This window comes from Rhodoplanes sp. P11 (assembly GCF_964266735.1).
Classification (GTDB): Bacteria; Pseudomonadota; Alphaproteobacteria; order Rhizobiales; family Xanthobacteraceae; genus Rhodoplanes; species Rhodoplanes serenus.
In genome coordinates, this window is the sequence record NZ_CAXWGY010000001.1 from 1,546,015 (window position 1) to 1,568,311 (window position 22,297).

Consider the following 22,297-nt stretch of genomic DNA (forward strand, 5'->3'; position numbering starts at 1 on the left):
AGCCCAATGGACAATGTGGCCAGCCTCGGCCTGTCGATCGAATCCGGCCCGGTCCGGAGCGCGACCGCCGATCTCGCCAAGTTCGAGCGATCCGGCGTCGCCGCCGCGGCCGCCGCATCGGCGTTCGAACGCGCGATGGACAAGGGCGGGCAGGCGGTCGATGGCTGGGCCAGGAAGGCGCAGCAAGCGGCGAGGCTCGCCGACGAGATCAACCGCAAGCTCAGCGTCAAGGATTCGTTCGGTGGCGCCGCCAGGGCGGCCGACATCGCCGCCTATGGGTCCGAACTCGACCGGCTCCGGGCCAAGTTCAATCCGCTGTTCGGCGCGCAGCAGCAGTATCGATCGGCGCTCATCGAGATCGGGCAGGCGGCTCGGGTCGGTGCGATCAGCGAGCGTGAGCGTGCTGCGGCGATCGAGCGGACCAAGGCAGCCTTCGCCGCGCAGGTCGTCGCGATCCGCGGTGTTGATCAGGCGACCACGGGGCTCGCCCGGTCGCTCGGCCTGAGCCGTGGCGCGATGCAGCAGCTCACGCCGCAGATCAACGACATCGTCCAGGGGCTGATGCTCGGCGTCTCGCCGATGCAAATCATGATGCAGCAAGGGCCGCAAGTCGTGCAGGCCCTCCAGATGAGCGAAGGCGGGCTGGCGCGGTTCGGCAAGGGAATGCTCGCGCTGATCACCCCGGCCCGTCTCGCGGCTGGCGGCATCCTCGCGATTGGCGCCGCAGCGGCGACCGCGGCGGTGCAGTGGGGTGAGGCGCAACGCTCGATGTCCCTGGCGCTGGTCGGAGCCGGCCGGGCGTCGGGCGCGACCATCGGCGGGCTCAGCCAGCTCGCCAACGACAACGCCTCGCTGTTCGGCCTGTCGGTGAGCGAGGCGCGGGAGCTTGCAACCGCTCTGGCCGCCACCGGCAAAGTTGGCGCGGCAGCGATCGGACCGATCGTGAGCCTCGGACACGACATCGCGAAGGTCTATGGCATCGACGCGAGCGACGCGGCGAAAATGCTGGCCAAGGCGTTCTCTGACCCTGCTCAGGGGGCCAACCAGCTCAACCAGCGCCTCGGCTTCATGGATGCGGCGATGCAGCGGAACATCGCGAACTTGCAGGCGCAGAACCGCCTCTTCGACGCGCAGATGATGCTCTATGCCGGCGTGAAGTCGGGCCTCGATGGCGTCGGGCAAAGCATTTCGACCAGCACGAAGTTCTGGACCGCGCTCGGGAACACGGTCAGCAATGCGTGGGGCAAGCTCGGTGAGTTTGCTGCCCGCACGACCGGCATCGGGCTGACTCGCGGGCTGGATGAGCAGATCGACGCCACCAAGGCGCGCATCGCAGAGCTTGAGGCTCTGATGGCTCGCCGATCTGATGCGGTGAACCGAAAACTCGGTACGGTCAGCGCGCTCGAACGCGAGCGTAAAGAGCTGGAACGGTTGACCGGCGAATGGCAACGGTACTGGCAGAGCGTCGAGGACGCTCAGTCGCGGCGAGACTCGCTTGTGACGATTGGTGCCGTGAATCGACTTCGTCCCGAGATTGCGCAGCTCGATCAGCTTCGTAACGATCACCTCGCGCTCGCGCTCGCCATGAAGGCGGTCAATATGACAGGAGGTGAATCTTCGACGAAGCTGGCCGAACTCGGGCGCACTTACCAGCAGTTGACCCAGGATGTGGCGGACGCCGCGGCTAAGGTGGTCGGATTCAAGTCTGCTACCGATATGGCGCTGGCACAGGCGCGCTTGCAAATCGAGGCGGTTGGCGCCCGCTCCCCCTCTGCTCGCGCGGACATTGCTCGGCGTGAATCGCTGATTCAAACAGGCGATACGGCAGAAGGTCGTATCCTCGCCGAAGCTCGCGCGGCGCTAGCCCTCAAGCAAGCCCAGCAAGGCATCACCGACGCGATGAACGCCCGCCTCCTGTCGGCGCAGCAGTCGACCGAGATGGCGCGGCTCGAACTCGATCTCGTCGGTCGGTCCGTGGGCGAGCAGGAACGGATGCGCGGTGCCATGCAGGCCCGCCATCAGCTCGAACAGGATGCGTTGCAGAACTACGGCAGCCGCGACGCCTACGACAAGGCGCATCTCGCGGCGCTGACGGAGCAGGTCGCGAAGCAGGCGCAGCTCAAGCAGCTGCTCGCCGAGCAGCAGTTGATGCGTGACGTCCAGTTCGACACGGCGACGCTCGGCATGTCGTCCATAGATCAACAGATCGCCAGCCGGCTGCGCCAGACCTACGGCGACTCCGGTTGGCAGTCGCAGATGAATGGCGCTCTTGCGGCGCAGATGCGCTTCAACGACACGTTGCGACAAGCCAGCCAGCTCGGCAGCGACTTCGCCACCGGCTTCGTGTCAGACCTGCGGAACGGCGTGTCGGCGATCGACGCGCTCACCAACGCAGTGAACCGTCTGGCCGATCGCCTGATCCAGATGGCGTTGGACACCGCGATCAAGGGCCTGCTCGGCAACCTGGCGGCGGCGTTCGGTCCGGCGGCCGGCGGTGTCGGCTCGACAGCGTTCAGCGGCTACAACATGACCGGCCTTCCCGGCGCCGCCACCGGCGGCTACATCACCGGCCCCGGCAGCGGGACGTCGGACTCGCTCGTGGCCCGTGTCAGCAACGGCGAGTACGTGGTCAACGCCGCGGCGACCGCGCGGCATCGGCCGATGCTCGATGCCATCAACTTTGGCGTTCCGCGCTTCGCGGCTGGCGGCCTCGTTGGGGCAGCGAACAGCAACGGTGGCGGCGCTCCCATGCTGAACGTCGTCGTCAACGAGGCGCCAGGCACGCGGGCGCAAGTGAGCCAGGGCGACGACGGCGGCTTGGTTGTCGACGTCATCACGCCGCTCGAAAACGCCCTCGGCGAGCGCCGGTCGCGCGGCCGCGGCGCGCTCGCCAAGCCACGGCAGTTGCGAGGCTGATCCATGGCGCTTCCTACCTGGCCCTCGACGGTGCCGCACGTCCCGGAGCGTGAGCCCTTCGCAGTCGTCGAGTATCATCGAAAGCCGGTCGCCTCGGAGGTGGAGGACGGCCCGACCATCATGCGAGTGCAGTCACAGACCCGCCTCAAGAAGCTCTCCTATGCGATCCGGATGACGGCGGCTCAGCTCGCGACACTGGAGACCTTCCTGGAGGTCACCTGCGCGCAGTCCACCCAGCACTTCACGATGCCGGTGTTCGTCGGCGGCGAGACCGCGATGACGCGCCGCTGCTATGTCGACGGCGCGGAGTGGCGTTCCGAGGCGCTGGCGCCCGATCTGTGGCGGGTGTCCTTCACCCTCTGCGTCTTCCCGGCCTGACCATGACCCTGACCGCGGCGATGCAGGAAGCCTATGCGGCCAATCCCGGCGGCGAGATCGTGATCGAGACCCTAGAGCTCGACCACGTCACCTTCGAGGCGCCGGTCCGGATCGCCGCTAATGTCGAGGATGACATTTCCTTGCCGCTGACCACCGGCGGCCCGACGGTTGCGTTCAAGGCGCTCGCCGTTTCCGTGACGCTGCCGGGCGTCTCCGAGGACGGCCCGACGCCGATGCGCATCCGGATCGACAACGTCTCTGGTTATCTGCTGCCCTATCTGCGAGCCGCGATCCAGTCGACCGCGCCGATCGGCGTCATCTACCGGGCCTACACGTCGATCGACCTCTCGGCGCCCGGCGACGTGATCGACGGCTTGCAACTGCGGTCCGTCGACCTGACGGCGACCTCGGCCGAGGGTGCGGTCGGATTCCGCGAGATCGAGATGGAAGCGTTTCCGCGGCGTACCTACGATCAGACCTTCTATCCGGCACTGAGCAACCTGTGATCGACTCTGCCCCCTACGTCTCGGCGCTGATCAATCAGCCATGGGCACGCGACGGTCGTCACTGCTGGCGGCTCGTCGCCGAGGTGCAGCGCGACCTCTTTGGCCGCGAGCTGCCGCCCATTCTCGACGCCGGGTGCGGAGGCGGAGAGGGGCGGCGCTATCGCCGCGGCCTGTTCACCGACCACGCCGAGCGCGGCCGTTGGAGCCAGATCGCGGCGCCCGTCCACGGCGCCGTCGCGCTGATGCATCGCCGCGCCGCTCCGGCCGGAGACTACGAGCACGCCGGGGTCTGGCTCGATTTCGACGGCGGCGGCGTGCTGCACACCGACGCGCCGCATGGCGTGGTGTTCGATTCACCGCGCGATCTCGGCGCCCGCGGCTGGGTGCCCTCCTGGTTCGTTCCGCTGACCTGACCATGCACGCACCCCTCCAAGAAGCCCGCGTCCGCAAGGCGCGGCGCCCCGGCGCGACCGTGCTGCGGCTCAACGTCGTCGGTCGCGAGATCGCGCCCGCCGTCGCGCTCGACCGGCGGCGCCGGCGGCTGACGTCTCTGGTCCGCCAGCACGCCGACCCGCGGCGGTCGTTCGTCGTCAGCGTTCATCAACGCGGTGAGGTGCTGCGGCCCGAAGACCACACCATCCGGCTGCGCAAGGACTGGTCGAGGACGCTGGTCGAACCCGGCCATGTGGTGGTGATCACCTATCTGCCCCTCGGGGGCGGAGGAGCGGGGGGAGGCCAGAGCAGCGGCAAGCAGATCGGCATGGCGGTGGCCATGATCGCGTTGGTCGCGGCAGCGGCCTGGGCCGCTCCGATGATCGCCGGTGGGCTCGTCTCGGGCGCCAGCGGCGGTCTGTTCACGACGGCCTCGGCCGGTCTCACCTCCGCGGTGCAGGCTGGCCTCGTGATCGGCGGCGCGGCCGCGCTGAGCCTCGCGACCCGGGCCAAGGCGAACAGCCAGGACAGCGACACGCGGCCGGTCTACGGCGTCTCTGGTGGCGGAAACCTGCCGCGACGCGGCGACCGCATCCCGGTCGGGTACGGCCGCTTCTGGTCGCAGCCCGATCTCACACAGCCCGATTACACCATCTATGATGGTGAGGATCAGGTGTTGTTCAAGCGGCTGACCCTCGGTCTCGGCGCGTATGACGTGGAGGAAATCCACGTCGGCAAGTCCGTCCTGTGGACCAGGGCCGGCGGCGTGCGGCCGCCGTTCGACGCCGTGCCGGGCGGCGGTGGCGGGCGTGGCGGCCCGCGTGACGTCGGGGCGCGGGGCGGCGACGGCGGCGCTAATGCGGGGCTGACCGCGGTCGAGATCATCCCGCCCGGCGGCACGTCGACGCTCGTGCCGGGCTCGGTCTACAGCCACCCCAGTGTCGTCGGAATCGAGCTGCCGCGACCGCCCGACACTCCCTCTTGGAGTGGACCGTTTGCGGCGTGCGAGCCGGGCCGGACGACAGCGCGCATCCAGCTCGACTACGAACTTCCGATGGGCACGGTCGACAACACCGTCTCGCCACCGGGGCCGGGCTACTGGTCGGTGCGGTTCGAGTATGCGCCATGCGACGCGGACGATGTTCCGACGGGGCCGTGGGCGTTTCTGCACTACAATGGTGGCCGGCTCTACGCGACCCGCGCCGTGCGCTTCACGCGGTTCTTCGACGTCCCTGCTGGTCGCTATCTGATCAGGGGACGGACCGACAATCTGTATCATCCACAGATTCCAAACTCGGTCGTCTGGTCCGGGTTGAGATCGCACTTTCCGGACGTGCTTGTCCGCCCGCACGTCACCGAGATCGCGCTGAGGGTCCGCTCCGGCAAGGCGCTCGGCGTCACCGCGTTTGCCGACGTATGGGTCGAGGCGACGCGCATTCTTCCGGTCTGGACCGGCTCCGCTTGGGTCGAGCAACCGACACGCAAGGCGGTGTGGGCGTTCGCCGATATCGTCCGCAACGCCGACTATGGTGCGGCGCTGAGCGACGGCCAGGTCGACATCGACCGCGCCAGGCACTACGCGGACCTGCTCGACGAGCACGACACCTATGATGGCGTGATCCGCGGTCCCGTGTCGGTGTACGACGCCGCGTCGGTGGTGTTGAGCGCGCTGCGAGCCGAGCCTGCCAGCTTTGGCGCGGTGTGGTCGTTCAACAGGGACGAGTCGAAGTCCGTCAGGAAGCACACGTTCACCCGCCGCCAGATCAAGCAAGGCTCGACGGCCGCGAGCTTTTCAATCGCGCGTGACGATGGTGGCGCCGACGTGATCGCCGAGTATTATGCGGGCGGCGATCCCCGCGTTCGACGGGAGGTGCGCGTCACATTCGGGGCGCAGACGCTGACGCCTCAGCGTCGCCAGCTTCAGGGTGTCACCAGCCACCAGCATGCTGCCCACCTCGCGACCTGGATTGCGGCCTGCGCCTATTTTCGGCGCGAGCGGCGACGCTTCGCGGCGGACCGGCAGGGCCGACTGGTCACCCGAGGTGACCCCGTGCGCGTCGACTCGTGGTTCATGTCGGACGCCCGTGCGGGCGGCGTGTTGTCGCGTGTCGGGCTGACCTTGACGCTCGACACCGAGATGGAGGCCGCGGCCGGCCGCTACGCGATGCTGCGGGATCGCCAGGGCCGCGAGTGGGGGCCGTGCGCCGTCACATGGCCCAACGCCGGAGAACCTCACATCGTTGCGCTCGATGCGGCCGACGTGGCGGCCAACGAGAGCTTCCACGGCGTGACCTTTGACGCTGTGTTCGCGGCCGACGACGAGGACATGACGCCCGTTCTGGTCGGGCCGCTCGCCGAGTTGCGGGATCCGTTCCTGGTCGCTGCCGTGGCGCCGCAGGGGCGCGACAACGTCACCATCGAGGCCGTCTACGACCACCCTGGCGTCTGGACCGCGCTCGCCGAGCCGCTGCCGCCGGAGCCCGTGGTGCCGTCGATCGGCGACGCCGCCGATCCCGCCTATCCGACCGTGCCATGGGTGAGGGCACGCTGCGTGGCCAAGGCGGCCAACCTCGCGATGGAGTGGGCTTGCGGCACGGCGCGCGGCGCGGCGAGCTATGTCGTCATGCTGAGCTACGACGACGGCGCGACCTGGGAGGAGGTGTCGGACGGGCTCGTCACGTCGGGGAGCTACCAGATCCGCCACGAGCCGGGCGCGCAGGTCAAGGTACTGGCCTACGCGATCGGCACGGCCGGGTCGCCCGGGCCGACCGTGTTCACGACGTTCACGACACTCGCCGGCACAATCACGCCGGAGACGATGAAGGATGGGCTGCGGGAGTATGTCACGAGAGAGATCGAGGACGCGCGTGCGACAATTGCGCGGGTCACCCAACTCCTGGCCTCGGTGGCGGCCGAGACCGCGGCAGCGGCGTGGACCGACCGCAAGCAGATCAGGACTGATCTGCAATCGCAGTCTGAGTTGAGCCATGCTGCGATATCTCAGGTCTCTACTGTTGCCACGTCGGCGACTGCCGCTCTCGCATCGCTGACGACATCGGTCAGCGCACGGTTCGCTGGCACGGCAGAAAGTGGGCTGCTGACGTCGCTGACCGCTCTATCGACGGAGACGAGCGCGCTGGCGGCAAGCGTGTCGACGCTTTCGACGACCGTCAATGGCCACACGTCGAGCCTTTCGACATTGGCGGCGAGCATCGATGGCGTCAAGGTGCAATACGGCATCGTCGGCACGATCGACGGAGTGACCGGCGGTTTCGTCCTCACCGGAGCCAAGAAGCTGGACGGCACGGTGAGCTACACGCTTGCGATCGACGCCGATGTGCTGATCGACGGCAGTCTGGAGGCGAAGAAGATCGCGGCGCGCACCATCAACGCCGACAAGATCTCGATCGGCGGCGTCGACCTGATCAACATCGTCGAAGGGGCTGTCACTGGGACGGCGGCGCAGTCGGTGCCGAGCACGACGTTGACAATCGTCGGGATAGGGGCTGGCGCTGGGGCTTACACAGGGTCGCAGAGCGTAACCATAGCGTCCGTATCTCTGACGGCCAAGAAGGGTGAATTCGTTATAGATGCCTCGTTCTTTGCCGACATCCGGAGGCCTGTCAATCCGACTTTCCCGAGCGGTGTTGCTGTAGAAATAAAGGTCGACGGGGTCGTGCGTCTCAGCACGTCGATTATTGAAATCCAGAACGCATACGATGGGTCATGGGCAATAACAGGAACATACATTGTTCCGCATGTTGTCAGCGGTCTCTCGTTGAGTTTGCATACGGTCTCTCTCGTGCTTCGGCTCCCCGCAAACCATCCTGGAATCGGCAATCAGACATTCCCCGTAACAAACGCACTGCTGCGCGTTATGGAGCTGCGTCGATGAGCGCTCAGTACCTGATCTATGATCGATCGACGGGCAGGGTCATCGCTCACGGCTCCTGTGAGCCTGGGTACGAGTGCGACCAGGTCATCGACCCATCGTCGCAGGATTATCTCTGCATCGACGGGCTGGTGCCGGACCCTGAGACGGTGCGCGTGGTCGATGGTCGGCTCGCTCTCATCGACCAATCGGAGATCTGACTCATGGCGCTCGGCGGAGTTTACGCGACGGGAACGGCGAGCTTCACGGCCGGGAGTACGGCGGTCACGGGGGCAGGCACGCTGTGGGCGAGCGCCAACAACGTCCTGGAGGGCGACTGGATCTGGTCAGCTGGACAGATCGGCATCGTAGCCGCCGTTCCCAGCAACACGACGCTGGTGTTGCAGGACGGATGGACCGGCTCTTCCGCAGCCGGTGCGGCCTACCGCATCGTCAAAATGTCGTGGTTGCGGTACGACACCTACACGATCTTCGAGAATCAGAATCGACTTTTGACCGCTCTCGACGCTGGCCTGTTGCCGTCCGGTGCGACGCGGCCACAGAGTGTCGCGGGCGGCGGGCTGTGGCGCAAGATCGTCTCGGCGACGGCGCATCAGATCAACTATCACGACGGTGCCGACGACATTGCGCTGCTGACGGTCGACCCCGTCGCCAACACGGCCAAGCTGCCGGCAGCCGCCGCGCCGCGCGAAGTGTTGACCGCAAATCGTACCTACTACGTCCGCACGGACGGCAGCGACAGCAACACCGGGCTCGCCAACACTGTCGGTGGTGCGTTCCTTACGATCCAGCGCGCAATTGATGTGGCATCAGCGCTCGATCTGTCGATTTATAATGTCGTCATTGTCGTGGGTGCGGGGACATATACGGGAGCGCTGAGGTCGCAAAGCCTCGTCGGCTCTGGGATGGTGTTCATCGTCGGTGACGAGGCCAATCCGGGAAATGTGCTGATCAATCCAGGGGCGATCGATGTCATCTCTGGAGAGAATGTTCGCGGCATCTACGCATTCAGAGGTATGAAGATCACCTCATCTGGAGGTGGCAGCGGAATTCGTGCGGTAGGGTCCACCTTCTTTCGCTTCCGCAACATCGATTTTGGTGCTTGCGGGGTCGTGCATATTTACTCCCAGTACGGCGGTCGCATCGATGCGGAGGGCGATTGGCGGATCAGCGGCGGCGCCACCTACCACCTCCTAGCTGACGGTGGGTTGATCGCGGCAGGTGGCCGCACTGTGACGCTCACCGGAACTCCCAATTTCGTCGGGTGCTTTGCGCTCGCCCAGAAGGGCACAGGCATCATCGATGCTGCGCTGATGACGTTCGTCGGCGGCGCAACAGGGACGCGCTACGTGGCCCAATTCGGTGGACAGATCGCGACGGCCGGCGGTGGCGCAAACTACTTCCCCGGCAACACTGCCGGAAACGGCACCAATTTCGGCGTCGCGCCATATGGGATGTACTCATGATCTGGACCCCGCAGGACCACTACTGGATCGTCGCCGGTGACGAGACGCGCGTGTGGTCGAGCGCTCGCGGCGACTACGTGCCGACGAATGACGCGCCCTATACGGCCTGGCGCGAGGCCGGCGGCGTGGCCACGCGGATCTCGACAGAGCAGGATCTGACAGACGTGCTCGCGCTCTACGGGCTGCGGGGGCCGCATGTCGACCTCGCCGCCTACGCGGCCGACGCGCGATGGCGTCGCGAGACTGGCGGGACGACGTGGAGAGGCTGGCCGATCCACACCGACGCGACCAGCCAGACCAAGTATCTGGCCGAGTTGCAGGCAATCTCACTCGGGGTCCGCGACGACGGCGACGGCTGGAAGTTCGCCGATGGCGCATTCCGTGCCGTCAGCAATGCGGACTTCTCTGCGCTCGCGACGGCGGCGCGCGCACATGTGCGCGCCTGCTTCGCGGCTGAGGCCGCGGTGCTCGCAGGCATCGCGGCCGGCACCATCACGACGCCAGCCGAGATCGACGCCGCCTTCGCGGCGGTCGGCGCAGCGGAGTAGGGCGCCGCAACCAATCCGGCACGATCCGATCACGACGAGAGCCGGCCGCGCGCCGGCACGATGGAGCACGAGCATGGCACCGACATTCGAGGCCGCGAGGAAGGGCTACGCCGCGATGTGGGCGGCGGCCACGGTCAAGACCGACCGCCGATCCGCGGCCGAGACGGTGGCCCGGCGCATCATCGCCGGCCGGGCGCGGTACGAAGCCGTGCAGCGCGCCACCGGCGTGCCGTGGTGGTGGATCGGCGCGATCCACGATCGCGAGAGTGGCGGTGACTTCCGCGGCGTCCTGCACAACGGCGAGCGCATCATCGGCGCGGGCCGCAAGACGCGGCTGGTGCCGAAGGGGCGCGGCCCCTTCTCCACCTGGGAGGAGGCCGCAACCGATGCCCTCAAGCTCAAGGGCCTCCAGAAGATCACCGATTGGTCGCCGGCGCGCATGCTCTACGAGGCCGAGCGGTTCAACGGCTTCGGCTACGTGTCGCGCGGCGTCAACTCGCCCTATGTGTGGGCCGGCACCAACCACCAACAGCGCGGCAAGTATGTCCGCGACGGCGTGTGGTCGGCGACCGCGTGGGATACCCAGCTCGGCGTCGCGGCCGTGTTACGCGCGCTCGTCGACGTCAGCCCCGAGGTCGCGGCTCGGATAGCCCCTGCCGGGCCGGCGAAGCCCGCTGGCGCGCCGCGGGCAGCCGCCCCCGCCGTCACCACCGTCCCCACGCCCATCGCGCTGCCGGACCGGCCGGGCCTGTGGCGGACGCTGCTCGGCGCGCTGGTCGGTCGGGACCCGCCGGTGGCGGCGCCGCCGGCTCCCGTGGCGCGGCCCGGGCTCGCGCCGCAGGGCGACCCGGCGCTCTACGATCTCCAGGTGATGCTGGCTGCGCGCGGCTGGACGATGGTCGGCCGGCCGGACGGGCTCGCCGGCCCCAACACCGCGGCGGCGATCAGGACGTTCCGCGCCGAGCGCGAACTGCCGGCCGGCGACCATGTGGACGACGAGCTGCGGGCCGCGCTCGCCAAGTCCGGGCCGCGCGAGATCGCGGCGAGCCGCGCCGCCGCCACCGCCCGGGATCTGCGACAGCAGGGCTCCAGCCAGGTCGCGACGCTCGACAGCATCGGGTGGCTCGGCCGGGCGCTGGGGCTCGGCGGCGTGGTCGGTGGCATCGCGGAGTCTGGCGTGCTCGATCAGGCCCGCGAGACGCTCCAGGGCGTGCAGGACACCGCGGCCGCGATCGGCTCGATCGCCACCACGGTGATCGGCGTCGTGCAGTGGTGCGTCTCCCACTGGTGGCTGCTCGCCATCGCGGCCGGGCTGTGGCTGGTGTTCCGCGCCGCCACCGGCGTGCTGCGGCTCGTCGTGCTGTTCCGCCAGGGCGTGCTGACGCGGGCGGACCAGTGAGGGAGGCAACCAAGTCGCGGTTCCAGCAAGGATAACCGACATGCCGGAATGGGCATCCGCGGCTGTGTCTCTCGCCAGCCTGATCCTCTCGGCGGCGCTCGTCGTCGCGAATAACCTACGCCAGGCCGCGCGCAATGCCGAGAAGGTCGATGGGACGCTCCGGCTCGCCGGGGAGGCCAAGAAGATTGCCCTGGACGCCCACACGCGCATCGAGACGGCCAATGCGGCGGCGAGCCTCTACCGCGAGATGATCGCGCGCGAGATGGTCGGAAAGGTCGAGGTACGGGAGATGGAGGCCCGGATCATGGCCGCGATCGACAAGCTCGGCGAGCGCGTGGACCGGGTCTACGAGGCGGCCCGGCACCCGCCAGCAACGCCGTAGGCGATAGCCGCTCGACACGGGCCCGCCGCTCCACTCGGGGCGGCGGGCTTTTTTTGCGTCAGCGCCTCGCTCCCTTGACTCCGGCCGAGGGGCGAGGCTTCATAAGAACAAATAAAGAACATCGGGTTGTCCAACCGCCGGAGCAGACCGGAGTGGCCCAGGAGTGATTCATGCGTGCGTCGCCATCATCCGTGCCGGGATCGACGGACGGGCCCCGGAGTCTGCCCGATGTCCCGCCTCCGGCGGTGGGGCAAAGCGGTAGGGAGGTGCCGACGCCACGGGCTTTGCCGTCGCCTCGGGCGGTGCTGTCGCCTCGGGCGGTGCTGTCGCGGCTCCTCGCGGCCGGTCTGCCGGTATCGTCCGGCCGGCCTGCCGGCTGTCCGGGGTCGACCGGATCGTGGGTGGCGCCTGGGGCGTCCGACCCCGACGTGGCCGCTTCCTTCCAGCCGGCACTCGCGTTCCCCCGGCCGGCCGTCGCGCGGGCGAGCCCCGGTGCCGCCGTGGTGGCCGGTCCGCTCGCCCGGGAGCCGGCCGGCCTGTTCGCCCTCGGCGATCCGGCCCTCGACGACCGCCTGGGCGGCGGCCTGCCGCGCGCCGCTCTGCACGAGATCTACGCGGCTGCCGACGCCGACATCCCGGCGGCGACCGGCTTCGCGGCGGCACTCGCCCTGCGTGCGGTGGCGACAGGACCCGCGGCGGGCCGGACCGCCGGGCGGGCCGGGGCAGGGCGGCTCGTCGTCTGGGTCCGGCAGGACGTCCTCGACCTGGAGGCCGGCGGAGTCTACGCCCCCGGCCTCGCCGAGCTCGGCCTCGATCCCGCCGACCTCGTGCTGGTGCGCGGCCGCACCCTCCGCGACGTGCTGCGGGCGGGGGGCGATGCGGCCCGCTGCGGTGGCGTCGGGGCGGTGCTGATCGAGGCATGGGGCGAGGCGCGGGCGCTCGACCTCACCGCCACCCGCCGCCTGCTGCTCGCCGCCCAGGCGTCCGGCGCCCCGACCCTGCTGCTGCGGGCCGGGGCGGAGCCGGCCCCGAGCGCCGCCTGGACCCGCTGGCGGGTGGGCGCCGCCCCGTCGCGAGCGCTCGCCGCGGCGGCGCCCGGCGCTCCGGCCTTCGCGCTGACGCTGCTGCGTCACCGCGAGGGCATCGCCCCGCACGACTGGCGCGTGGAGTGGAACCGTGACCGGAGATGCTTCCAGGAGCCGCCGCCGCGGCGGGACGCGCCGCTATCTCGCCCTGTGGCTGCCGTTCCTGCCGACCGACCGGCTGCGGCGGGGGCCGGCCTCCGCCGTGCCGGCTGAGACGCCGCTGGCGGTGGTCGAGACGGAGCGCGGCGCCTTGCGTCTGGTGGCGGTCGACCCGGCCGCGGCGGCGCTCGGGCTCGCCCCCGGCCTGACGCTCGCCGACGCTCGGGCCCGGCTGCCCGACCTGATGGCCCGGCCGGCGGCGCCGGCCGCCGATGCCGCGGTCCTGCTGCGGCTCGCCGCGCTGTGCGATCGCTTCACCCCGCTGGTCGCCGTCGATCCGCCGGACGGTCTGGTGCTCGACATCACCGGCTGCGCCCATCTGTTCGGTGGCGAGGGCGGCCTGCGCGACGACGCCCGCGGGCTGCTCGCCCGGCACGGCTTCATGGTGCGGGCGACGCTCGCCGGCACTCCCGATACGGCGCGGGCGCTCGCCCGCTTCGCCCGCGTCGCCGTGGTGCCGCCCGGGCAGGACGAGCGCCACGCCCGCGCCCTGCCGGTGGCGGCGCTCGGCGCCGGGCCGGAGGTCGCCCTGGCGCTCGGCCGGGCCGGGCTGCGCAGCCTCGGGGATCTGGCCGACCGCTCCTCCACCATCCTGGCGGCCCGTTTCGGCGAGGCGACGACCCGCCGGCTCGCCCGCATCCTCGGCCGCGAGGACGTCCGCGTCACGCCGCTGCGGCCGCCGCCGGACTGCTGGGCGGAGCGGCGTTGCGCCGAGCCGCTGACCCATCTGGACGGCGCCCTGGCGGCGCTCGGGGAGCTGATCGACGACATCGTGGCCCGGCTGGAGGCGGACGGCGCCGGCGGTCGCCGCTTCGAGGCGAGCTTCTTCCGCACCGACGGGGCGGTGCGCCGCGTCGCCGTGGAGACCGGCCGGCCGCTGCGCGACGCCGGGGCGATCCGCCGTCTGTTCCGGGAGCGCTGCGACGCGCTCGCCGACCCGCTCGATCCCGGCTTCGGCTTCGACTTGCTGCGCCTCGCCGTGCCGGTGGCCGAGCCGCTCGACACCCCGCAGCTCCGCCTCGACGGGCGGGCCGAGCAGGACGACGACGTCGCCGACTTGATCGACCGGCTCGGCGCCCGGCTCGGCCCCGACCGGGTGCTTCGCTTCGCGGCCCGCGACACCCATCGGCCCGAGCGCGCCGCCGTGGCGGTGCCGGCGATCGGGGCGGCGGCCGCCGCCGATGCCGCCGCCGCCGATGCCGCCATCTGGGCGCCCGAGCCGGGCGAGCCGCCGCGTCGGCCGCTCCAGATGTTCGATCCGCCGCAGCCCATCGAGGTGATGGCCGAGACCCCGGACGGGCCGCCGCTGCGCTTCCGTTGGCGACGGGTGCTGCACGAGGTGGCGCTCGCCGAAGGACCGGAGCGCATCGCCCCCGAATGGTGGCGGCGCGATGCCGATCCGGCGGCCCGCGACTACTACCGCATCGAGGACCGCGAGGGCCGTCGCTTCTGGGTGTTTCGCCGCGGCCTCTACGGCGACGCGCCGGAGCCGCCGCGCTGGTTCCTGCACGGGCTGTTCGCGTGAGGCGACGATGAACGCGCGGCGTGTGAGACGACAGACGTTACAGGCCGGCGATCTTCTCGCGCGCCGCCTGGGCCAGGAAGGCCGAGCGCGTCAGGCCGCGCGCCGCCGCCGCGTCGTCGATCTGGTCGACCAAGCCCTTGTCGAGCGATACGTTGATGCGCACCGTGCGGCCGGCGTCGCTGAGCAGCGGCACGGCGATCAGCACGGCGCCGGCGGTGAGCGCCTCCCGCACGTCAGTGTCGACGCGGACCGCGTCGAGGGGGCGCGCGGGCGGCACCGTTCGGCCGGCGCTCTCCAGCGACTCTGCATGCTGGCGCAACGCCACCGCGGCGTTGGCGGCCGCCTCGGCCAGCGTCTCGCCGGCCGAGAAGCAGCCCTCGATATCCGGAAACCAGACGCCGAAGGCGCTGCCTGGGTCCTTCTCGACGATCGCGACATACTGGGCCGTCATGGTGCGCCTCTAAGGTCTCCATCCCGCCAGCTTGTAGATCCGCCGCACCAGACCGACCGGCAGATCACGGCGCGGATGCGTGACCGTGATCAGGAGCGGTCGCTCCGGATGCTTGAAGGTGTGGTGATCACCGTTCACGCGATCCCGCACCCAGCCGTCCGTCTCCAGCATCCTGATCAGCTTGCGGCTGTCTGTCTCCATCGTGCCACGGCTCCAGTGTGGAGGCCGCTCGCTTGGCCTGCGCCGCGGCCTATTGAAATGATCGATCCCGGTGGACGGCCGCTGAAAAGCGGCCGGAATATTCCACCAGGCGTCCCTTCAATGAGGCCGCGGCGGTGAAGCCGCGGAAGACTGGCGTCGATGGGCAGCCGGGCCAGTTGTCGACGAACGTTACCGAGGCCGCGGCGGTGAAGCCGCGAATGATGCGCAAATAACTACACACAATGGAGTTCGATTTCAAGGCCATGACCGCCTACGCCGAGCTCGTCGCCGCCACCAACTTCTCGTTCCTGCGCGGCGCCTCGCATCCGCCCGACATGGTGCTGGCCGCCCTGCTGGCCGGCCAGTGCGGGCTCGGCATCGCCGACCGCAACTCGGTCGCCGGGGTGGTGCGCGCCCATGCGGCGCTGCGCGACATCCGCGAGGGCGGGCTCGTCGCTCCCGCCAAGGTGCGCGAAGGCTCCGGCCCCGGCGAATATGCCTGGCGCGACCACCCGCGGGTCGGCGACCTCCCGTCGCCGGAGGCGTTGGCGGCCCGCGCCCGCGACTTCCGCCTGGCGGTCGGGGCCCGACTGGTGTTCGCCGACGGCACCCCCGACATCGTCGCCCATGCGGCGACGCGGGCCGGCTGGGGCGGGCTCTGCCGCCTGCTCACCGTCGGCAACCGCCGCGCCCGCAAGGGCGAATGCCTGCTGCGCCTCGACGATCTCCTGGCTCACGCCGACGGCCTCCTGCTCGCGGTGCTGCCGGACCGCCGGACGGAGCCGCTGCCGCGGCTGCTCGGCCGCCTCGCCGACGCGGCGCCCGGCGCCGTCTGGCTCGCCGCCGCCCTGCACCGGCGCGGCGACGACCGCCGCCGCCTCGCCCTGCTGCACCGGACCGCCGAGGCCGCCGGGGTGCCGCTGCTCGCCGTCAACGACGTCCTCTATGCGACGCCCGACCAGCGCGATCTCCAGGACCTCCTGGTCTGCATCCGCGAGGGCGTCACCATCATGGAGGCCGGCCGGCGACTCGAGGCCAATGCCGAGCGCCACCTGAAACCCCCGCACGAGATGGCTCGCCTGTTCCGTGATGCTCCCGAGGCGGTGGCCGAGACCGGCCGGTTCCTCGATCGTGCCGCCTTCTCGCTGGCCGACCTGCGCTATGAGTATCCGGACGAGCCGGTGCCGCCCGGCTGGGCGCCGCAGGCTTGGCTGGAGACGCTGACCTGGGACGGCGCCGCCGTCCGCTACCCGGATGGCGTGCCCGACAAGGTCGTCCGGCTCTTGCGCGACGAGCTCGCCCTGATCGCGCAGCTCGACTACGCCCGCTACTTCCTCACCATCCACGACATCGTCCGCTTCGCCGAGGCGCGCGGCATCCTGTGCCAGGGGCGGGGATCGGCCGCCAACTCGGCGGTCTGCTACGTCCTGCGCATCACCGCGGTCGATCCGGCCGAGCACGATCTTCTGTTCGCCCGCTTCATCTCGGCCGAGCGGCGCGAGCCGCCCGACATCGACGTCGACTTCGAGCACGAGCGGCGCGAGGAGGTGATCCAGTACGTCTACGAGAAGTACGGCCGCCATCGCGCCGGCATCATCGCCACCGTGATCCACTACCGGCCGCGCAGCGCGGTGCGCGACGCCGGCAAGGCGCTCGGCCTCACCGAGGACGTCACCGCCCGGCTCGCCGCCGTGCAGTGGGGGAGCTGGGGCAGCGACATCGGCGATGCCCGGGTGCGCCAGGCGGGGCTCGATCCCGACAATCCGATCATCCGCCGCGCCGTCGGCTTCGCCATCCGGCTGCTGTCGTTCCCGCGCCATCTCTCCCAGCATGTCGGCGGCTTCGTGCTGGCGCGCGGCCGCCTCGACGACATCGTGCCGATCGGCAACGCCGCGATGCCGGACCGCACCTTCGTCGAGTGGGACAAGGACGACGTCGACGCGCTCGGCCTGATGAAGGTCGACGTGCTGGCGCTCGGCATGCTCACCTGCATTCGCAAGAGCCTCGATCTGATGCGGGCGCACGGGATCGCCGACCACGGCCTCGCCGACATCCCGCAGGAGGACCCGGCCGTCTACGACATGCTGTGCCGCGGCGATTCCATCGGCGTCTTCCAGGTGGAGAGCCGCGCCCAGATCAACATGCTGCCGCGGCTGAGGCCGCGCCGCTTCTACGATCTCGTCATCCAGGTGGCGATCGTGCGGCCGGGGCCGATCCAGGGCGACATGGTGCATCCCTATCTGCGCCGGCGCGCCGGGGTCGAGCCGGTGGCGTTCCCGTCGCCGGCGCCGCCGCACGATCCCGACGAGCTGCGCCATGTGCTCGGCAGCACCCTCGGCGTGCCGCTGTTCCAGGAGCAGGCGATGAAGCTCGCCATGGTGGCGGCGGAGTTCTCGGACGTCGAGGCCAACCAGCTCCGCCGCGCCATGGCGACGTTCCGCCATGTCGGCACCATCGGCCGCTTCGAGACCCTGATGGTGGAGCGCATGGTGGCGCGCGGCTACGACCGCGGCTTCGCGCAGCGCTGCTTCGAGCAGATCAAGGGATTCGGCTCCTACGGCTTCCCGGAGAGCCACGCCGCCTCCTTCGCCAAGCTCGTCTACGTCTCGTCGTGGATCAAGTGCCACCACCCGGCGGTGTTCGCCTGCGCGCTACTGAACGCGCAGCCGATGGGCTTTTACGCCCCGGCCCAGATCGTCCGCGACGCCCGCGAGCACGGCGTGCCGGTTGAGCCCGTCGATGTCGGGCACAGCGACTGGGACAACACCCTGGAGCGGACCGCGACGGGCGCGCTCGCCCTGCGGCTCGGCTTCCGCCAGGCCGACGGTATCCACGAGGCGGAGGCCCGCCGCCTGGTGGCGGCGCGCGGGGAGGGGTTCGGCTCGATCGAGGCGCTGGCGGCGCGCTCCGGCCTGCACGGCCGGCCGCTGCGGGCGCTCGCCGACGCCGATGCGTTCCGCTCCCTGGGGATCGACCGCCGCGCCGCGCTGTGGGCGGTGCGCCGGCTGCCCGACGACGAACCGCTGCCGCTGTTCGCGGCCGCCCGCGCCGCCGAGCTGGCGGCGGAGCCGGACGCTGCGCTGCCCGCGATGGGGCTCGCCGAGCACGTCGCCGCCGACTACCAGACGGTGCGCCTGTCGTTGAAGGGCCACCCGATGGGGATGCTGCGCGACGTTTTCGCGGCCGAAGGTGTCCTCACCGCCCGCGAGGTGAGTGCGAAGCCCGACGGCGCCGCCGCCCGCACCGCCGGGGTGGTGCTGGTGCGTCAGCGGCCCGGCAACGGCAACGCCCTGTTCGTCACCCTCGAAGACGAGACCGGCATCGTCAATCTGGTGCTGTGGGCGCGGCTGTTCGAGCGGTTCCGCCGGGAGGTGATGGCGGCGCGGCTGATGGCGGTGGAGGGGCGGGTGCAGAAGAGCCCGGAAGGCGTGGTGCATCTGATGGCCGAGCGCATCATCGACCGCAGCGCCGAGCTGGCGCGGCTCTCGGAGGCCCACCACCCGGAGGTGACACTGTCGCGCGCCGACGAGTTGGTGCGGCCCCAGCATCCGCGCGGCCGGGGGGACGAGGCGACGCAGGGAGACGGATCGGACGGGCGCGACGCGCTCGGACGCCGGCTCCGGGACAACTATATCCGGGACCCAAGGGGCGGGAGCGGGATCAAGATTACGACGCGAAATTTCAGATGATGGTCCCGCCACGGCCTCATCGAAGCGGAAGAGAGCCGAGGAAGGTCGGCCAGTGCGGCGACCGCGCCGAAACCCGCAGGTGCGAGTCTGCCGGCCGTGCGGGGCCGGGCTATCCTGGCGGGCCGGGAAGGGCCGGCCGGGACCGAATCGCCGGCGGCAGATGTGGAGGTGGAGCGTCGTTTACCTGCGGCTCGCATCGACCTCCCGACACCCAGGCGGGGCCGGGCGTGACACTTTCGCCTGTTTGGCCCCAGTTCGTCGCATCTGGAATAGCCGTAAGTATCTCTAATTGCTTCTACAGCGCCGGCCTGTCACGCCGGAGGTCGCGGGTTCGAGCCCCGTCGCTCCCGCCAGTCTTTTCAGAGACTTGGCAAGTGGCTCTCGTCTCGGTTCATCGAGACTTTTAATCAGACCTGACCACTCTCAGACCAGGTCGACGGCGGTGTCGTCGATCGCGAGCGCGCGCGCCACGGCCGGGTCGGCGACGAGCCGCGACACCTCGGCATGAACGGCGCCGTCGTGGCGTCCGGCCGCCGGCAGCGTCACCTCGCGCACCGCCGCGACCGTCGCCGGACGCGCCGACAAGACGACGATGCGGTCCGCCATCCGCACCGCCTCGGCGAGATCGTGGGTGACCAGCAGCGTCGTCAGGCCGCGGGCATCGATCAGCCGCCGCACCAGCGTCTGCATCTGCCGGCGCAGGCCGACATCGAGAGCGGCGAACGGCTCGTCGAGCAGCAGCAGGTCCGGCTCGATCGCCAGCGCTCGGGCGAGGGCGACGCGCTGGCGCATGCCGCCCGAGAGCGCCTGCGGATGCTTGTCGCCGTCCGCCGCCGTGAGGCCGACGGCCTCGCGCAGCGCGTCGGCGCGCCGTTGCCGCTCCGCCCGTCCGAGCGGCAACGCTTTCAGGCCGAACGCGATGTTGTCGCGGGCGGTGCGCCACGGCAGCAGGCACGGGTCCTGGAACACGAAGGCGGGCCGCCGGAACGCGCCGGCGATGCGGCCACGGGCCGGCGTGAGGAGCCCGCCGACGAGCGCCAGCAAGGTGCTCTTGCCGCAGCCCGAGGGTCCGACGATCGCCCCGACCCGGCCGGCCGGAAGCGCGAACGAGATGTCGGCCAGCACCGGCTCGGCCGCGTAGGCATGAACCAGGCCGTCGACCACGAGGCCGTCGACCACGAGGCCGTCGACCACGAGGCCGTGGACTCCGTCGGCCGCTCCGCTCTCCTGCATGACCGAACTCAGAGATCGGGGGCGGCGTCGCGCCGCGCAGTGCCGTGCCGCGCGGCGCCGGGCAGCGCCTGCCGCCAGCCGAGCAGCCGGCGCCGCAGCGGATCGAGCAGCAGCATCTCCAGGGCGAGCAGCAGCGCCACCACGGTGGCGATCCAGGCCATCGCGGCGACGGTGTCGACCTGGGCGCGGGCGGCGGCGAGCCGGTCGCCGATGCCGCCGACGCCGCCGAGCAGCTCGGTCATCACCGCGACCTTCCAGGACAGTGCCAGCGCGGTGGCGACCGCCGGGAAGAGATGCGACAGCATGTGGGGCAGGTAGACGTCCCACACGAGCACGCGGCGCGGCACCCGGAACGCCCTCGCCATCCGCCGCAGGTCGCCGTCCAGGCTGCGCACGCCCTCGGCGGCGCCCGCATAGACGATCGGCGCCACGGTGATCAGCACGGTGAACACCACGGCGCCGCCGCCACCACCGAACCACAGCAGCGCCAGCACCACCCAGGCGATCGCCGGCACCCCGAGGGCGAGAGTCGCGAACGGCTGGAGCAGCCGCCCGGTCGTGTCGGAGAGGCCCGCCACCGCACCGAGCCCGGTGCCGAGCAGCACGCCGGCCGAAAAGCCCGCCAGCGCCCGGCGCCCGGTTCCGGCCACGGCGGGCCACAGGCTGCCGTCCACCGTCATCCGCCACAGCGCCAGGGCGGTCTCGCGCGGCGACGGCAGCACCAGCGAGCCCCAGGCGGCGTGTCCGGCCTCCCACAGGCCGAGGAGCAGCAGCACGCCGGCGGTGCTCGCCGCGATGGCGCCGAGGCCGGTCCGGCTCCGCGGTGCCGTCATCCGGTCCGGCCCCAGTAGAAGCGGTCGTCCGGCAGGCGGCCGCCCACGATGCCGGGCGACATCGCGATGAGCTCGGAGAAATAGCGCTCGAGATCGCCGCGGGCGTCGGCGGCCGAGACCACGTCCAGGCGGAAATGCGGGATCGAGCGCGCGATGGTGGCGGGGCCGAGATCGAGCAGCGGAGCGCCCAGGCGGCCGGCGGCGTCGGGATGGTCGAGCATCCAGCGCGCCGCCGTCACACAGCCCTCGTGGATCGCCTCGACCACGTCGGGGTACTGCTGAAGAAACTCCTCGCGGACCGCGAGCCCGGCCTGGGGAATGCGCGCCGGCTGGCCGGCGAGCCGCCCATACACCTCGGTGAGGTCGACGGTGCGCCGCAGCGAGACGCCGGCCTGAACGGCCCGCACCTCGGCCGCGGTGGCGGCCGGCTCGGCCAGCACCGCGAGCGCGGCGCGGCCGGCGAGCAGGAGCTGAGCCGCCTCGCTGGGCGATCCCACATACTGGAGGCGAACGTCGCGTTCGGGATCGAGCCCGAGCCGACGCAGCACCAGCCGGAAGATCAGGTCGGGCGCATCGTGACGATACGCCACCAGCACGGCCTGGCCGGCGATGTCCTCGATGCGCTCGATCGCCGGGTCGCGGCTGAGCAGGTAGAGAAGGCCCCAGGTGAGAACGTTGACCTGCCGCACCGGAACGCCGCGGTTGAGCAGGTTGGCGCAGGTGTAGGTCGGTGTCCCGAACACCTGCATGTCGCCGGAGACGACGCCGGTGCGCATCTGGTCGGCATTGCGCCAGATGCGGAGTTGCGGCCGGTCGGTGAACGGCGCCAACGCGCCGGCCTCGATCAGGCGCTCGATGACGATCGACGGGGTCGACGGCATGCCGTGGACGACGAGCTGGGCGAGGCGGGGCGGTGCGGCCCGGCTCGGGTGGGGCGCGAGCGCCGCAGCCCCGAGAGTGCCGATCCCGCAGGCGGCCAGCAGGGCCAAGATGTCGCGCCGATCCGGCCGAGGCATGCCGCATCCCCCCTTCTGGTGGCGCCGACGCCGGCCGTGGTGGGCGGGCGCGGGCGTCGCGATCTCGGCCCGCGGTCGATCCGCGACACCGGGCCGGGCTCTGGTTCTTCGCGAGCGCAGGTGGAATAGGCGGTCTGCCGCGCGAAGTCCAATCGCCTTACCACCGAGCCACTCGGGCACTGCCGC

The 22,297-nt window shown here is 70.7% G+C and carries 19 protein-coding genes; 13 read left to right on the top strand and 6 right to left on the bottom strand.

All coding sequences use genetic code 11. From position 1 onward, the window contains the following. The first annotated feature begins 6 nt into the window (after positions 1–6). The 12 genes from ACFQUV_RS07000 to ACFQUV_RS07055 all read left to right on the top strand — a co-directional run bounded on the left by ACFQUV_RS07000 (position 7) and on the right by ACFQUV_RS07055 (position 14,688). Positions 7–2,916 (top strand): phage tail length tape measure family protein, encoded by a 2,910-nt coding sequence (locus ACFQUV_RS07000; RefSeq protein ID WP_129608059.1) that lies wholly within the window; start codon positions 7–9, stop codon positions 2,914–2,916. Positions 2,917–2,919: 3 nt separating this feature from the next. Further along, entirely contained in the window at positions 2,920–3,294 is a 375-nt protein-coding gene (locus tag ACFQUV_RS07005) for a hypothetical protein (RefSeq protein ID WP_129608060.1), read from the top strand. A gap of 2 nt (positions 3,295–3,296) precedes the next feature. Next, a complete protein-coding gene (locus ACFQUV_RS07010) occupies positions 3,297–3,800 on the top strand; it encodes a DUF1833 family protein (protein WP_129608061.1) in 504 nt (167 codons plus the stop codon). After that, entirely contained in the window at positions 3,797–4,213 is a 417-nt protein-coding gene (locus ACFQUV_RS07015) for a glycoside hydrolase (protein ID WP_129608062.1), read from the top strand. The genes ACFQUV_RS07010 and ACFQUV_RS07015 overlap by 4 nt, the downstream gene beginning before the upstream one ends. Before the next feature lie 2 nt (positions 4,214–4,215). Beyond that, entirely contained in the window at positions 4,216–8,127 is a 3,912-nt protein-coding gene (locus tag ACFQUV_RS07020) for a host specificity factor TipJ family phage tail protein (RefSeq protein ID WP_129608063.1), read from the top strand. Beyond that, complete coding sequence (locus ACFQUV_RS07025) at positions 8,124–8,324, top strand: hypothetical protein (protein WP_129608064.1); 201 nt, start codon at positions 8,124–8,126, stop codon at positions 8,322–8,324. The genes ACFQUV_RS07020 and ACFQUV_RS07025 overlap by 4 nt, the downstream gene beginning before the upstream one ends. 3 nt (positions 8,325–8,327) lie before the next feature. Further along, a complete protein-coding gene (locus tag ACFQUV_RS07030) occupies positions 8,328–9,590 on the top strand; it encodes a hypothetical protein (protein ID WP_129608065.1) in 1,263 nt (420 codons plus the stop codon). After that, positions 9,587–10,138, top strand: a complete 552-nt coding sequence (locus tag ACFQUV_RS07035) for a DUF4376 domain-containing protein (RefSeq protein ID WP_129608066.1) — start codon at positions 9,587–9,589, stop codon at positions 10,136–10,138. The genes ACFQUV_RS07030 and ACFQUV_RS07035 overlap by 4 nt, the downstream gene beginning before the upstream one ends. 73 nt (positions 10,139–10,211) lie before the next feature. Then, on the top strand, positions 10,212–11,537 hold the full coding sequence (locus tag ACFQUV_RS07040) for a hypothetical protein (protein WP_129608067.1): 1,326 nt from the start codon (positions 10,212–10,214) through the stop codon (positions 11,535–11,537). 40 nt (positions 11,538–11,577) lie between these two features. After that, a complete protein-coding gene (locus ACFQUV_RS07045; protein WP_129608068.1) occupies positions 11,578–11,919 on the top strand; it encodes a hypothetical protein in 342 nt (113 codons plus the stop codon). Positions 11,920–12,347: 428 nt separating this feature from the next. Continuing rightward, on the top strand, positions 12,348–13,217 hold the full coding sequence (locus ACFQUV_RS07050) for an ImuA family protein (RefSeq protein ID WP_129608069.1): 870 nt from the start codon (positions 12,348–12,350) through the stop codon (positions 13,215–13,217). Then, positions 13,183–14,688: a DNA polymerase Y family protein gene (locus ACFQUV_RS07055; protein ID WP_371851677.1), complete on the top strand. Its 1,506-nt coding sequence runs from the start codon at positions 13,183–13,185 to the stop codon at positions 14,686–14,688. The genes ACFQUV_RS07050 and ACFQUV_RS07055 overlap by 35 nt, the downstream gene beginning before the upstream one ends. A 37-nt stretch (positions 14,689–14,725) precedes the next feature. Here ACFQUV_RS07055 and ACFQUV_RS07060 read toward each other — a convergent pair whose 3' ends face one another. From ACFQUV_RS07060 to ACFQUV_RS07070, 3 genes are read right to left on the bottom strand one after another with little or no spacing between them, the layout of a single operon-like run. Continuing rightward, entirely contained in the window at positions 14,726–15,139 is a 414-nt protein-coding gene (locus ACFQUV_RS07060) for a type II toxin-antitoxin system HicB family antitoxin (protein WP_129608070.1), read from the bottom strand. A 9-nt stretch (positions 15,140–15,148) separates the two neighbouring features. Continuing rightward, a complete protein-coding gene (locus ACFQUV_RS07065; protein ID WP_111383927.1) occupies positions 15,149–15,340 on the bottom strand; it encodes a type II toxin-antitoxin system HicA family toxin in 192 nt (63 codons plus the stop codon). A gap of 49 nt (positions 15,341–15,389) precedes the next feature. Then, the gene (locus ACFQUV_RS07070) at positions 15,390–15,605 is read right to left on the bottom strand and encodes a hypothetical protein (RefSeq protein WP_129608071.1); all 216 of its coding nucleotides are present in this window, start codon (positions 15,603–15,605) and stop codon (positions 15,390–15,392) included. On the opposite strand from ACFQUV_RS07070, the gene ACFQUV_RS07075 reads away from it, so the two are divergent. After that, on the top strand, positions 15,604–19,029 hold the full coding sequence (locus ACFQUV_RS07075) for an error-prone DNA polymerase (protein WP_129608072.1): 3,426 nt from the start codon (positions 15,604–15,606) through the stop codon (positions 19,027–19,029). The two genes, ACFQUV_RS07070 and ACFQUV_RS07075, sit on opposite strands and share 2 nt — an antisense overlap. 423 nt (positions 19,030–19,452) lie before the next feature. Here ACFQUV_RS07075 and ACFQUV_RS07080 read toward each other — a convergent pair whose 3' ends face one another. Genes ACFQUV_RS07080 through ACFQUV_RS07090 form a run of 3 tightly spaced genes read right to left on the bottom strand, consistent with a single transcriptional unit; the run spans position 19,453 to position 22,111 of the window. After that, positions 19,453–20,262, bottom strand: a complete 810-nt coding sequence (locus ACFQUV_RS07080) for an ABC transporter ATP-binding protein (protein ID WP_129608073.1) — start codon at positions 20,260–20,262, stop codon at positions 19,453–19,455. 8 nt (positions 20,263–20,270) lie between these two features. Beyond that, entirely contained in the window at positions 20,271–21,095 is an 825-nt protein-coding gene (locus tag ACFQUV_RS07085) for an ABC transporter permease (protein WP_129608074.1), read from the bottom strand. Beyond that, positions 21,092–22,111: an ABC transporter substrate-binding protein gene (locus ACFQUV_RS07090; RefSeq protein WP_129608075.1), complete on the bottom strand. Its 1,020-nt coding sequence runs from the start codon at positions 22,109–22,111 to the stop codon at positions 21,092–21,094. Before ACFQUV_RS07090 ends, ACFQUV_RS07085 begins: the two co-directional genes overlap by 4 nt. Between the last annotated feature and the right edge of the window lie 186 nt (positions 22,112–22,297).

Bases quoted from the DNA above. Each gene is read 5' to 3' on its own strand.
- ACFQUV_RS07080 (WP_129608073.1), bottom strand. From the start codon at position 20,262: ATGCAGGAGAGCGGAGCGGCCGACGGAGTCCACGGCCTCGTGGTCGAC.
- ACFQUV_RS07060 (WP_129608070.1), bottom strand. From the start codon at position 15,139: ATGACGGCCCAGTATGTCGCGATCGTCGAGAAGGACCCAGGCAGCGCC.
- ACFQUV_RS07030 (WP_129608065.1), top strand. From the start codon at position 8,328: ATGGCGCTCGGCGGAGTTTACGCGACGGGAACGGCGAGCTTCACGGCC.
- ACFQUV_RS07065 (WP_111383927.1), bottom strand. From the start codon at position 15,340: ATGGAGACAGACAGCCGCAAGCTGATCAGGATGCTGGAGACGGACGGC.
- ACFQUV_RS07090 (WP_129608075.1), bottom strand. From the start codon at position 22,111: ATGCCTCGGCCGGATCGGCGCGACATCTTGGCCCTGCTGGCCGCCTGC.
- ACFQUV_RS07070 (WP_129608071.1), bottom strand. From the start codon at position 15,605: ATGGCCTTGAAATCGAACTCCATTGTGTGTAGTTATTTGCGCATCATT.
- ACFQUV_RS07045 (WP_129608068.1), top strand. From the start codon at position 11,578: ATGCCGGAATGGGCATCCGCGGCTGTGTCTCTCGCCAGCCTGATCCTC.
- ACFQUV_RS07075 (WP_129608072.1), top strand. From the start codon at position 15,604: ATGACCGCCTACGCCGAGCTCGTCGCCGCCACCAACTTCTCGTTCCTG.
- ACFQUV_RS07085 (WP_129608074.1), bottom strand. From the start codon at position 21,095: ATGACGGCACCGCGGAGCCGGACCGGCCTCGGCGCCATCGCGGCGAGC.
- ACFQUV_RS07000 (WP_129608059.1), top strand. From the start codon at position 7: ATGGACAATGTGGCCAGCCTCGGCCTGTCGATCGAATCCGGCCCGGTC.
- ACFQUV_RS07025 (WP_129608064.1), top strand. From the start codon at position 8,124: ATGAGCGCTCAGTACCTGATCTATGATCGATCGACGGGCAGGGTCATC.
- ACFQUV_RS07005 (WP_129608060.1), top strand. From the start codon at position 2,920: ATGGCGCTTCCTACCTGGCCCTCGACGGTGCCGCACGTCCCGGAGCGT.
- ACFQUV_RS07010 (WP_129608061.1), top strand. From the start codon at position 3,297: ATGACCCTGACCGCGGCGATGCAGGAAGCCTATGCGGCCAATCCCGGC.
- ACFQUV_RS07020 (WP_129608063.1), top strand. From the start codon at position 4,216: ATGCACGCACCCCTCCAAGAAGCCCGCGTCCGCAAGGCGCGGCGCCCC.
- ACFQUV_RS07040 (WP_129608067.1), top strand. From the start codon at position 10,212: ATGGCACCGACATTCGAGGCCGCGAGGAAGGGCTACGCCGCGATGTGG.
- ACFQUV_RS07035 (WP_129608066.1), top strand. From the start codon at position 9,587: ATGATCTGGACCCCGCAGGACCACTACTGGATCGTCGCCGGTGACGAG.